The sequence below is a fragment of the Bacillus sp. MMSF_3328 genome (assembly GCF_030733525.1).
Classification (GTDB): Bacteria; Bacillota; Bacilli; order Bacillales; family Cytobacillaceae; genus Bacillus_AB; species Bacillus_AB infantis.
The window spans coordinates 106,181-118,543 of the sequence record NZ_JASHIV010000003.1 but is presented as its reverse complement, the minus strand read 5'-3'; the positions used below and the strand labels follow the sequence as shown (position 1 = coordinate 118,543).

8 protein-coding genes are annotated in these 12,363 nt (G+C 46.4%); 6 read left to right on the top strand and 2 right to left on the bottom strand.

The window, feature by feature from the left end:
- Nucleotides 1-26 precede the first annotated feature (26 nt).
- On the bottom strand, nucleotides 27-1,394 hold the full coding sequence (locus RBB45_RS06805) for an MATE family efflux transporter (protein WP_094768263.1): 1,368 nt from the start codon (nucleotides 1,392-1,394) through the stop codon (nucleotides 27-29).
- Between the two features lie 125 nt (nucleotides 1,395-1,519).
- Nucleotides 1,520-3,283: an alpha-glycosidase gene (locus tag RBB45_RS06800; RefSeq protein ID WP_035402737.1), complete on the bottom strand. Its 1,764-nt coding sequence runs from the start codon at nucleotides 3,281-3,283 to the stop codon at nucleotides 1,520-1,522.
- Between the two features lie 327 nt (nucleotides 3,284-3,610).
- On the opposite strand from RBB45_RS06800, the gene RBB45_RS06795 reads away from it, so the two are divergent.
- The 6 genes from RBB45_RS06795 (at nucleotide 3,611) to RBB45_RS06770 (ending at nucleotide 12,320) form a co-directional block, all read left to right on the top strand.
- The gene (locus RBB45_RS06795) at nucleotides 3,611-4,885 is read left to right on the top strand and encodes an extracellular solute-binding protein (RefSeq protein ID WP_022543601.1); all 1,275 of its coding nucleotides are present in this window, start codon (nucleotides 3,611-3,613) and stop codon (nucleotides 4,883-4,885) included.
- A 197-nt stretch (nucleotides 4,886-5,082) separates the two neighbouring features.
- Nucleotides 5,083-6,363 carry a carbohydrate ABC transporter permease gene (locus RBB45_RS06790; RefSeq protein WP_009794045.1) on the top strand — a complete coding sequence of 427 codons (1,281 nt, stop codon included), beginning with the start codon at nucleotides 5,083-5,085 and terminating at the stop codon, nucleotides 6,361-6,363.
- A gap of 1 nt (nucleotide 6,364) precedes the next feature.
- Nucleotides 6,365-7,207 (top strand): sugar ABC transporter permease, encoded by an 843-nt coding sequence (locus RBB45_RS06785; protein WP_094768262.1) that lies wholly within the window; start codon nucleotides 6,365-6,367, stop codon nucleotides 7,205-7,207.
- A gap of 88 nt (nucleotides 7,208-7,295) precedes the next feature.
- The gene (locus tag RBB45_RS06780) at nucleotides 7,296-8,837 is read left to right on the top strand and encodes an alpha-amylase family glycosyl hydrolase (RefSeq protein WP_009794047.1); all 1,542 of its coding nucleotides are present in this window, start codon (nucleotides 7,296-7,298) and stop codon (nucleotides 8,835-8,837) included.
- Between the two features lie 72 nt (nucleotides 8,838-8,909).
- A complete protein-coding gene (locus RBB45_RS06775) occupies nucleotides 8,910-11,249 on the top strand; it encodes a glycoside hydrolase family 31 protein (protein WP_306009299.1) in 2,340 nt (779 codons plus the stop codon).
- A gap of 45 nt (nucleotides 11,250-11,294) precedes the next feature.
- Complete coding sequence (locus RBB45_RS06770) at nucleotides 11,295-12,320, top strand: LacI family DNA-binding transcriptional regulator (protein WP_094768260.1); 1,026 nt, start codon at nucleotides 11,295-11,297, stop codon at nucleotides 12,318-12,320.
- The last annotated feature ends 43 nt before the right edge of the window (nucleotides 12,321-12,363 follow it).

The following is a 12,363-nucleotide window of genomic DNA, read 5'->3' as shown; positions in this document are numbered from 1 at the left end:
GGCTGCCGCCAGGCCTTGCTGTCTCTTTAGCCGGCAGCTTCTTCCTCCTTGCCGGCCCTGCCGATGAACGATTTTTCCATCCATACTTTGGAGCGCCAACGCCAAAGCATAAGGATGCCCCTCAGCCATTCATCTGCAATGAAGGCGATCCATACCCCAATAAGCCCGAGTCCAAAATGGATCCCGGCGATATAAGAAATGGTGACAGACACACCCCACATGGACAGGATGCCCATATAGACAGGGAACTTTACATCGCCAGCCGCCCTTAGCGAGCTGATGACGACCAGATTGAAGGAACGGCCGGGTTCAAGGATGATGGTCAAAAGAATCAGCGTGCTTCCAACTTTGATGATATCCTGATTGTCCGTAAAGATTCCCAGCAATGAGTCTGAGAAAAAGGTGAAAACGACAGCTGCTCCCACTGAAATCGCAATTGCGAGCTTCAAGCTTCTGATGCACCTTTGATAGGCTGATGCAAATTCTCTTGCCCCGATCATGTGCCCGATCATAATCTGGGTTCCCTGGCTGATGGCGAGGCTGAATAGAAAAATGAACATCATCAGATTCTGGGCATAAACCTTTGCCGTCAAAGCTTCTGTCCCAATCATTGCAACAAAATAGGTGATGACCATCTGAGAGGCGTTATAAGACAGCTGTTCGCCAGCAGAAGGGATGCCGATTTGCAGGAGGTTCCGCAGATGTTCCTTCGGGAAGCGGAAAAGGAGCCTGAAGGGCAGTTCTCCTTCCGTACGCTTAATCAGGACCAGGATGGAAGCAGCAAGGCCGATCGTTCTGCTGACTGCAGTAGAAATGGCCACGCCCTCTACGCCCAGTACAGGAATTCCAAAAGGTCCGAAGATGAAAAGGTAATTTCCGATGACATTCAGTATATTCATCCCGATGGTTATATACATAACATCTCTTGTAAATCCGTAGCTTCTGATGACGGCCCCAATGGTCATGATGAGTGCCTGGACAAAGGAAAAGCCGCCGACGATTACAAGATAAACGTTTGCTTCATCCATCAGTTCCGAGGGAAGATCCATCAGCTTCAGCAAAGGCTTGCCAAAAATAATCAGGACGGCACTGAGCAGTATGCCGAAGCAAAGGTTGGTCCCAAGGGACACCACCGATATTTCACCGGCTTTCCCAAGCTGTTTTGCACCCAGGTTCTGGGCAACCAGGATGGAGGTGCCTGTTGCTACAAATCCAAACATCACGATGATGAGTGACAGAATTTGGTTTGAAACCCCTACAGCAGCAACAGAGTTATCGGAATACTGGGACAGCATAAGCGTATCAGCATTCCCCATCAGCATATGAAGCAGTATTTCAATGAAAATAGGCCAGGTGAGGGCAAATAAAGTTAAGTTCTTTTTCGGTTGTTTCATTTTACATATCTCCTAAACAATGCGGTGTGATTCTTTGAGATAAAAGAGTGCCTCCCCCGGGAAGTCATTATGCGCAAAGAAAGGGCTGGCAGAAGTGCCAGCCTTATAAATGTTGGTTTGAAATTTTATAGCTCAAAGGACAATATGGCAGCCCCGTAGCCTTCCAATACGGCAGACAGGGAATCTGCTTCAGCCGCATATTCTTCCTCTGTCAGCAGATCGGTGATTTTTTTCCCTTTTAAAGGAAAAGGGAGGGAGAATGATGCTTCTTCACTTGAAGCATTCAAGAGGATGACAATCTTCCTGTTACCCGAACTTCTGGCAAATGCAGCAACTGTACTCTCCTCAGGAAGCTCAAGAAATTCCAGAACTCCCTCATTTGCCAGCAGGGGCTCTGATTTGCGCAATTGGATAAGCTTCTTTGTATGTTCGTACATTTCCATACTGTATTCTTCTTCATCCCATGGCATGCATTCCCGGCATCCCGGGTCCATGCCGCCGGAAAGTCCCACTTCATCTCCATAATAAATGCAAGGGGTTCCGATATAGGTCATCATAAATGTGAATATCAGCTTTGCCTTTTCAAGCGAACCCCCGCACTCCGTCAGAACCCTCGGGGTATCATGGCTTCCAGCCAGGTTGAAAGCAGCCTCGTTAACATTATCAGGATACATATGGATAACAGAGACCATATTCTCCGCAAATTGGCGGGGGCTGATTGCTTCTTTAGCAAACAGATTATGAACATTTGTCAGGAATGGGTAATTCATTACAGCATCGAACTGGTCGCCCCTGAGCCAAGGCATGCTATCATGCCAGATTTCCCCGAGGATATAAAGATCCGGTTTGATGCTCTTCACTTCAGCACGGAATTCGCGCCAGAACTGATGATCGATTTCATTGGCAACATCCAGTCGCCAGCCATCGATATCGAATTCCCGGACCCAATAGCGCCCGACCTCCAGGAGGTATTCCTTTGTTTCCGGATTTTGCGTATTGAGCTTTGGCATGGACTCGACAAACGCAAAGGTGGAATAGTTTGGACGTTCTCCGCCTTCCAGCGGAAATTCTCCAGCATGGAACCAATCTTTATATTGGGAATCCCCCTGGTTCTCCAGAAGATCCTGGAAGGGGGGGAATTGATATCCGCTGTGATTAAAGACAGCATCGAGCATAACTTTGATTCCTTTGTCATGGCAAATCTTCACAAGTTCGCGGAAAGTTTCCTTATCTCCGAACTGGGGATCGATTTCATAATAATCTATTGTATCATATTTATGATTGGAGTATGCCTTGAATATGGGTGTGAAGTAAATCCCGGTAATACCCAGTCCGGCAAGATAATCTATATGGTCAATGATTCCCTGGAAATCACCGCCAAAGAAATTATCAGGTTTGGGCTCCTCGCTTCTCCACGGCTTTGTATCCGGCGGATTTAAAGATTCATCACCATTAGCGAATCTTTCAGGAAAAATCTGGTACCATACCGTATCCTTCACCCATTCCGGAGCCCTGAAAACCTCGCTTGCGTGCAGGTACGGGAAGCAGAAGAGGCTGCCGGGATCTTCAGGAAGGGAGTCAAAAAAGCCTTTTTCTGTATAAACGGCCTGCTCGTCTCCTGACTTCAGGCAAAAGCCGTATCTTGTCCTTTTAAACTCTGGCTCGGGCTCAGCCAGCCAGTAATCAAATAATTGGTCTGATCCCGTTTTTTTCATCGGGATCCGGCGGCTTACCCAGCCATCTTCATTCCATTCATATTGGTCTCCGTAAATAAGTTCAGCTTCCTCGATATTGCCTTTCTTGGCTTTCAGCCTGATATGGAGTATGTTTTCGCTATAGGCATACGCAAAGCTGTCAGCAGGCTGGTGAAATATTGACGACCTTTCCAGCATAAATTTTCCCCTCTCTTGTGCAATCGATTGCATCGCAAGTTGACTTTTTTAAAATTTATCAAAGAACAGGCTTTCATTCAAGCTGGAGCTCTTATATCAGATATAAACTTTTTAGCGATAATGTTAAAAAAGGGGGTTGTCAAAATGAAAATAGCAAGTATAATAAAGTTAAAGTTTGTGCAATCGTTTTCACAGGCGGCTGTCCCGAAGGTCATCAGCGGTTATTTTTTTTGAATGGCCTGATAACGCTTTCAGTTGCCTTTTATGCAGCGATTTGTGCAAACGGTTGTACTAGAAAAATATAATTTCTTTGGAGGGGTCAAAATGAAGAAGGCTTTATCATTATTTATGATGATTGTCCTGGTTTTTGGAGTGCTGGCTGCTTGCGGTCCTAAAGATGAAGAAACAGGCACTGCAGGAGAAAAAACAGAAGGCGGCTCAGACAAACCTGAAAAGCTGATTGTCTGGGAAGATACAGATAAAGGAGTCGCTCTTAAAGATGCGGCAGACAAGTTTGAAGCAGAACACGGCATCAAAATTGAATTCAAAGAATTGAATATAACAAAGATGCAGGAAAACCTTGCCCTGGATGGCAACACAGCCAATGCGCCGGATGTTATCACAATGTCTCATGACGGCACTGGCCCTGCGATGGTAAAAGGGTATATTAAGGAACTTGAAGTAAGCGACGAGATCCTTGACCAATTTACAAGCTCTTCAGTAGAAGCCCTGAAATATGAAGGCAAGCTTTACGGACTTCCGAAAGCTACTGAAACACCGGTTTTCATTTACAACAAAGCATTGCTTCCTGAAGTTCCGGAAAACCTGGAAGATCTCTATACTAAATCTCAGGAAGTAACAAAAGACGGAAACTACGGATTCCTTGCAATCTGGGATGACTTCTATCATGCACACGGCGTATTCTCCGGGTTCGGTGGATATGTATTCGGCGAGAAAGACAGCAAAGTGGACGTGACTGATATCGGCCTGAATAACGATGCTTCTGTAGAAGCAGCAGATTATATCAAAAAGTGGTACGCAGAAGGATTATTCCCTAAAGGAATCATCGGAGAAAAATCAAACGATAATATGAACGGCCTCTTTAAAGAAGGAAAAGCCATTGCAGTCCAAAACGGCCCATGGGCGTTCCAGGATTATAAAGATGCAGGCATCGATTATGGTGTAGCCGCTCTGCCGAAGCTTCCAAATGGCGAGCCTGTCAAGACATTCATGGGTGTTAAAGGATGGTTTGTTACTAACTTCAGCAAAAACCAGGAATGGGCCCAGAAATTCGTTGAGTTCATTACAAACGAAGAAAATGCCAAGAAGCGTTTTGAGCTGACTGGCGAGATCCCGCCATTGAAATCATTGATGGAAGATCCTGAGTTCGTTAAGAATAACGAAGGTGCTGCAGCAGTAATGGCGCAGTCACAGTATGCTGTTCCAATGCCAAGTGTACCGGAAATGGCTGAAGTTTGGGATCCTATGAAAAAAGCGGTAGAAACAATCATTACCGGTAAATCAGAATCCAAAAAAGCGCTTGATAATGCTGTGAAGACTATTGAACAGCAGATCGAAGCGAACCACAGCGGAAACTGATCTATAGCAATAAAGGGAAAAGGCGGTACTCCTTGGTGGAGTACTGCCTCCCATTTTATTAAGCGTCAAAGAGAGCAGGATTTTAATAGATTCCAACAGGCATAGCTTCGGCTCTTTCAGAAGACAATAGTGCCGCAAAAAAAATCAATAAAAAAATCGCCCTTTATGGGAATCAGATAGAAAGGGGCATCCTTTCAATGGAAGAAGCATACCGTTCAAACCATCGGAAAATTGCTGCAGGCCTGTCCATCATCCCGGGACTTGGCCAAATGTATAATAAACAATTTGTCAAAGGCATCGCCTTTTTAATTCTAACACTATCATTCATCGTTGCTTTTAAAGACTTCCTCAATATTGGCCTTTGGGGACTTGTCACTCTCGGAGAAAAGCTGCCGAGGGATAATTCCATCTTCCTCCTGGTATACGGAATCATTTCCGTCATCCTTCTTCTATTCGCGGCAGGATTTATGTTCATCAACATTCGCGATGCCTATAAAAATGGAAAGAAACGGGACTTGGGCAAGCACCTGAGCTCGATAAAAGAGCAATATCATACATTGATAGATTCCGGATTCCCATACTTGATGATCACTCCGGGATTCTTCCTGCTGGTTTTCGTGGTCATTCTGCCGATTGTGTTCGTGCTTTTGCTTTCGTTCACAAACTACAACCTGTATCATCAGTGGCCAGCGAAGCTGATGGACTGGGTGGCATTAGACAACTTCGCCAAACTGGTCACATTGGATATCTGGCGTGATACTTTCGTAAACGTGTTTGCCTGGACGATCATCTGGACGTTCGGTGCGACAACATTCCAGATCGCCCTTGGGGTCTTCCTGGCAGTACTTGTCAACCAGAAGGATCTAAAAGGAAAAGCGATCATCAGGACAATCCTGATTCTGCCATGGGCCGTACCGGCATTTGTATCCATCCTGATTTTTTCCGGCCTGTTCAATGAAACGTTCGGTGCCATCAATAACGTAGTCCTGGATTTCATTGGAATCGGTCCGATCCCTTGGATGACAGAGGCCCTGTGGACAAGGATCGCTCTCATCATGATCCAGACCTGGCTTGGATTCCCGTTCATTTTTGCGATGGTCACAGGTGTGCTGCAGGCGATACCGGATGAGCTTTATGAAGCGGCAACAGTCGATGGAGCGACGATTTGGCAGAAGTTCAAGAATATTACGTTCCCGCTGATCATGCTGTCCATCGCACCAATCCTGATTACGCAATATACCTTTAACTTTAATAACTTCAATATTATCTATCTATTCAATATGGGCGGGCCTGCTATCTCAGATCAAAATGCAGGCGGCACCGATATCCTGATTTCGTGGATCTATAATCTGACTGTCACGAAGTCTGAGTACGGAATGGCTGCAGCCATCACGATGATTCTATCTGCGATAGTCATTTCCGTGGCATTATGGCAGTTCAGAAGGACAAAAGCTTTCAAAGAGGAGGATATGATGTGATATGACTACAAAAAAAGAGAAATTCATCAGGCTGTCACTGACCTATCTTGTCATTCTTTTTATGGCGGTCATCATCATTTATCCGATTCTGTGGGCCATTGGAGCATCACTGACGCCGGGAACAAGCTTGACCAATTCATCACTCATCCCGAAAAACGCGACATTTGCCCATTATAAGACAATATTCAACCCGGAAGAGAGCAATTATCTGATCTGGTATTGGAACACGTTGAAAATCTGCGTGATCACCATGCTGGCATCTGTCATTACCATCAGCTTGATGGCTTACTCTTTTTCACGGTACCGCTTTGTCGGCAGGAAAAATGGACTTACCACGTTCCTGATTCTTCAGATGGTGCCTAACTTTGCAGCATTGATTGCGATCTTCGTCCTTGCACAGGTAACAAACCTGCTGGATACCCATCTCGGGCTCATCCTCATTTATGTAGGCGGGGCCATTCCAATGAACACTTGGCTGATGAAAGGATATCTCGACAGCATCCCTAAAGAGCTGGATGAAAGTGCAAGGATGGATGGAGCAGGCCACTTCAGGATTTTCTGGCAGATCATCATGCCGCTTGCGAAACCGATTGTTGCAGTCGTTGCACTCTTTACGTTTATTGCTCCGTTTACGGACTTCATCCTGGCAAAGGTCATGCTAAGAACACCTGAAAAATATACACTTGCCGTTGGATTGTATGAGCTTGTATCAAGACAGTATGGAGCCGAATTCACAACGTTCGCTGCCGGATCTGTCCTGATTGCAATCCCGATTTCAATTTTATTCTTATCCTTCCAGAAATATTTCGTTTCAGGTTTGACTGCCGGGGGCACAAAAGGCTAATCTTAAAGGGTTAGTGACTTTAGGGCTGGGCTGCTTAAAGGGGTGTTTCCTTATGGCAGCTCAGCTTGATATTTAAGGAGGAGCGGAGATGAAAAAAGGAGTCATGGCTCTCATCTTAATTCCGTTTCTTCTTTTTTGCGCCCTACCGGTAGGAGCAGTTGAAAAAGAAGAGCGTAAATGGCAGGATGAAACAATTTATTTTCTAATGGTCGACCGTTTTAACAACGGCGATTTCAGCAATGACCTGGAAACAAACGCAAGTGACCCGAAAGCCTATCACGGAGGGGACTTCCAGGGTATCATTGACCAGCTAGATTATCTGAAGGATATGGGCTTTACAGCCATCTGGCTGACGCCGATTTTCGAAAATGAAGCAGGCGGCTATCATGGCTACTGGATCAATGATTTTTACAAAACGGAAGAAAACTTCGGATCTATCGAGACGTTTAAAAAGCTTGTAAAAGAAGCCCATAAGCGTGATATGAAAATCATCCTTGATTTTGTTGTCAATCATGTCGGACCCAATCATCCCTGGGTGAATGATCCGGACAAGCAGGACTGGTTCCATGAACAAAAGGAAATAACCAACTGGGAGAATCAGGATGAGCTTGAAAATGGTTGGATCTATAATCTTCCTGACCTCGCACAGGAGAATCCGGAGGCCAGGCAATATCTCCTGGATGCAGCCAAATGGTGGATAGAGGAAACCGATATTGACGGATACCGCCTTGATACGGTCAAACATGTGCCAGTTGACTTCTGGGAGGATTTCGCGAAAGAAGTAAAAAGCGCCAAGGAGGATTTCTATCTTCTCGGCGAAGTATGGACCGATGACCCTGCTTATATTGCACAGTATGAGAAAGCAGGGATCGACGGATTTGTCGATTATCCGCTGAACGGGCATCTGCGCACGGCATTTGAAAAGCCCGGGCAGCCCTTTGACTGGCTGTTTGCCAGCTGGGAGAGGAATCAGGCCCAATACGATCAACCTTATTTAATGGGAACGTTCATGGACAATCATGACACCGTTCGTTTCACGCGCGATGCAGTAACCAATAATGAGCATCCGGGACCGAGATGGCGTCTGGCCCTCACATATTTGTACACGTCACCGGGGATTCCCATTGTTTATTATGGAAGCGAAATAGCACTTGATGGCGGGGAAGATCCCGATAACCGCCGCCAAATGGATTTCCGGACAGACCAGGAGCTTGTGGAATACATCTCGAATATCGGGACATTAAGGCAGCAGCTCCCATCCCTTACGAGGGGCACAATGGAGCCTTTGTACAATAAGGATGGCATGGCAGTGTACAAGCGGACCTATGAGGATGAAACCACTGTCGTGGCCATCAATAATACCGTCAAAACGCAGACCGTCTCCCTTGATTCCGGCCTGCTTGAAGGCGATAAGCAGCTGAAAGGCCTTTTGGGCGGGGATCTTGTAAGGTCTGATGAGGGAAAATATAAGCTGATCGTTGACCGGGAAGAAGCCGAAATCTATGCGCTGTCAGAGAAGACAGGTTTGAATATCCCTTATCTGGCAGTGATGGGACTGGTCTATGCAGCCTTCATCGTCTTTATTATCCTTCTTTGGAGAAGGTCGAAAAAGAGGAAGCCTGTTTCCTGACCCCAGCCGGCACTGCCGGCAGCTTCCCAATCCCGGTCATATCAGAAGGGATTTGAAGGAGGAGTCGGCTACATGAATGATACAAGTTTTGCCATACATCCAGGAAAGAGCAGAAAGATAGAAAACAGTGATTACCAGGAAGCAGGAGATGTCCTTGCTATAGAAGAGTGCAGGAATGGCCTGAAGGCCCGGACAGAAACAGGGGAACTCAGGATTGTATTCTACGCAAATGAAATCGTCCGCATCACTATGAATTTTTTTGGCGAAGCGGATGCGGGAACGAGCCCTGCCGTCATTGGGGGGCTGCAGGAAGTTAAGCTCGAGCATTATGAATCAGTAGACCAGGCAGAGGTGAAAACCTCTTGTCTGACTGTCAAGCTGACCAAATCCCCTCTTCGAATTACGGTGGCAGATGCAGAAGGCAGGGTTTTGGCCGGAGAAAATCAAAAAGGGATGGGCTATAAGCATTCTAAAGAGGTCATCTGCTTCAAGAATATGGAGGAGAGCGATCAATTTTACGGATTTGGAGAGAAAACGGGCTTTCTTAATAAAAGAGGGGAAAAGCTGGTTATGTGGAATAGTGACGTATATGCCCCGCATAATCCGGAAACAGATCCGCTCTACCAGTCAATCCCTTTCTTTCTTACCTTGAGGGAAGGGCAAGCCCATGGCATATTCTTCGATAATACTTTCCGGGCAGAGTTTGATATGCGCGGAGAGGAGTTTTATTCCTTTTCAGCCGATGGCGGCCAGCTTGATTATTATTTGATGGCTGGACCTTCGCCGAAGGATGTTATTCGTCAATACACATCGCTGACAGGCAGAATGCCCCTGCCGGCCAAGTGGGCAATCGGCTACCACCAATCGCGGTACAGCTATGAAAGCCAGCAGGAAGTGATGGAGCTGGCGGCAGCTTTTAAGGAGAAAGGGATTCCGCTGGATAGCATCCATCTGGATATTCATTATATGGATGAATACAGGGTTTTCACATTTGACCGTGATAAATTCCCTGATCCTGAAAAAATGATCAGTGATCTGAAGGAAATGGGCATACACATCGTTCCGATTGTTGATCCGGGCGTAAAGGAAGATCCGGAATATATGGTCTATAAACAGGGCATCCAGGAAGATCTTTTCTGCAAATATCTGGAGGGCAATGTATATTACGGAGACGTCTGGCCCGGAAATAGTGCATTCCCTGATTTCACAAGCAAAAAAGTGCGCGACTGGTGGGGAAGCCTCCATTCGTACTATACAGAGCTTGGGATTGAAGGCATCTGGAATGACATGAATGAACCGGCGGTCTTTAATGAAAGTAAAACAATGGATTTGAAAGTCATGCATGATAACGATGGAAATCCCCGAACACATAAGGAGCTTCATAATCTCTACGGCCTTCTGATGGGGAAATCGACATATGAAGGCATGAAGAGAAATTTGAAGGGGAAGCGGCCATTTCTGCTTACACGTGCAGGATATTCGGGTGTCCAGCGGTATGCGGCCGTATGGACAGGGGATAACCGGAGCTTCTGGGAACATCTGCAGATGTCGCTGCCAATGGTTATGAACCTTGGCGTCTCCGGCATTCCTTTCTCTGGCCCGGATGTAGGCGGTTTTGCCCATGATTCCAATGGGGAGCTTCTCGCGAGATGGACACAGGCAGGCGCATTCACCCCGTTTTTCAGGAATCACAGTGTACTAGGATCAGCAAGGCAGGAACCATGGGCATTCGGGGAGAAATATGAAGCTATCATTAGAAAATATATTGAGCTCCGCTATACATGGATGCCCCATCTTTATTCTTTATTTGCCGAGGCTCATAAAGAGGGCACTCCTGTTATGAGGCCATTATTCCTGGAATTCCCGGAGGATGAGCATACCTGGAATCTATCTGATCAATTCATGATCGGCGACAATGTCATCATTGCCCCGATCATGCAGCCGGGCACCTTCCACAGGGCCGTCTATCTGCCTGAAGGTATGTGGACAGACTATTGGACTGGCAGCACCTATGAGGGGAAAAAGCACCATTTGATTAAAGCTCCTTTGGAAACGCTGCCGATTTTTATCAAAAAAGGAACGATGGCTGCCCATGGGGAAGCAGGTGCAGCAGGTCCCCTGACACTTCATCTTTATTATGAAGAAGGGTCAGAATGCTCTTATACCCTTTATGAAGATGACGGGGAAACTTTCGCTTATGAAGAAGGGGAATATAGGGAGATTTGCTTTAAAGTGAAGTGTGAGGAAGGGACGGTCTATCTGAACTCTGCAATCGCAGGCACTTATGAGCCTGTCTGGAGCACTGTTCAGCTTGCTGTGCACAGCAGAGAAAATGTCAGGTTAAAGATAGGAAGCAGCACGCTGCTCCCTGAAAAAATTGAGGAAGGCCGCCATTATTTTATACTTTCATAATTAGAAATAGCAGCGGTTTACTCTTATGGATAAGGGGGGAAGGGAATGGCAGTTACCATAAAAGACGTGGCAAAACTGGCGAATGTGGCCCCTTCTACAGTTTCCCGCGTGATTGCGAATAGCCCGCGGATCAGTGAAAAAACGAAGCAAAAGGTCAGGAAAGCGATGGATAAATTGGGATATCATCCGAATTTCATCGCCAGGAGCCTTGCCAGCCAGTCCACACAGGCAATTGGACTAATTATGCCAAGCTCCACTGACGTCGTATTCCAGAATCCTTTTTTCCCGACTGTTCTGAGGGGCATAAGCGAAGGTGCCCATGAAAAGCATTATGCCCTTCATATGACGACAGGCAAAACAGATGAAGAAATTTATAACGGAGTTGTCCAAATGGTGCAGGGCGGCAGGGTGGATGGGGTCGTCCTTCTGTATTCAAAGATTGAAGATAAGGTCCTGTCATTTTTACAGGATGGACATTATCCGTTCACCGTCATCGGAAAACCGTTCCGTGATGTAGAGGAAATCACACATGTTGACAACGACAATTTCAGGGCTGCGAAAGAAGCAACCGACTATTTAATTGAGCTGGGGCATACCCATATTGCCTTTGTCGGCGGGGATTTGAATCTGGTTGTCACCGTTGAGCGCCTGCTGGGCTATGAAAAGGCTCTAAGAGCTGCGGACATTGAGCTGGACAACGATTACGTCATCCATGAAGAATTCCTTAAGGAAGGCGGCCAGGAGGCAGTAAGGGAGCTTCTATCGCTTGAAAAGCCCCCGACAGCCCTGGTGGTAGCTGACGATCTTATGGCGCTCGGTGTGCTTAATACATTGGATGAAATGGGGATATCCGTGCCTGATGATATTTCTATCATCAGCTTCAATAATGTCCTTCTGTCAGAAATGTCCCGGCCGCCGCTGACCTCAGTCGACATCAATATTTTCGACCTTGGATACCAGGCTGCCAAAAGCCTGATCCAGATGGTGGAGGATCCAAAAGAGCCGACCAAAAGGATTATCATTCCGCATCAGATTATTAAAAGGCATTCCTGCAGTGTTACTGCAAGATAAGGTTAAAAGCTGTCTCCCGGCAAATTGCCGCGGGGCAGCTTTT

Coding starts and splice junctions, on each gene's coding strand:
- RBB45_RS06805 (WP_094768263.1), bottom strand. CDS start 1,394: ATGAAACAACCGAAAAAGAACTTAACTTTATTTGCCCTCACCTGGCCT.
- RBB45_RS06795 (WP_022543601.1), top strand. CDS start 3,611: ATGAAGAAGGCTTTATCATTATTTATGATGATTGTCCTGGTTTTTGGA.
- RBB45_RS06790 (WP_009794045.1), top strand. CDS start 5,083: ATGGAAGAAGCATACCGTTCAAACCATCGGAAAATTGCTGCAGGCCTG.
- RBB45_RS06785 (WP_094768262.1), top strand. CDS start 6,365: ATGACTACAAAAAAAGAGAAATTCATCAGGCTGTCACTGACCTATCTT.
- RBB45_RS06780 (WP_009794047.1), top strand. CDS start 7,296: ATGAAAAAAGGAGTCATGGCTCTCATCTTAATTCCGTTTCTTCTTTTT.
- RBB45_RS06775 (WP_306009299.1), top strand. CDS start 8,910: ATGAATGATACAAGTTTTGCCATACATCCAGGAAAGAGCAGAAAGATA.
- RBB45_RS06770 (WP_094768260.1), top strand. CDS start 11,295: ATGGCAGTTACCATAAAAGACGTGGCAAAACTGGCGAATGTGGCCCCT.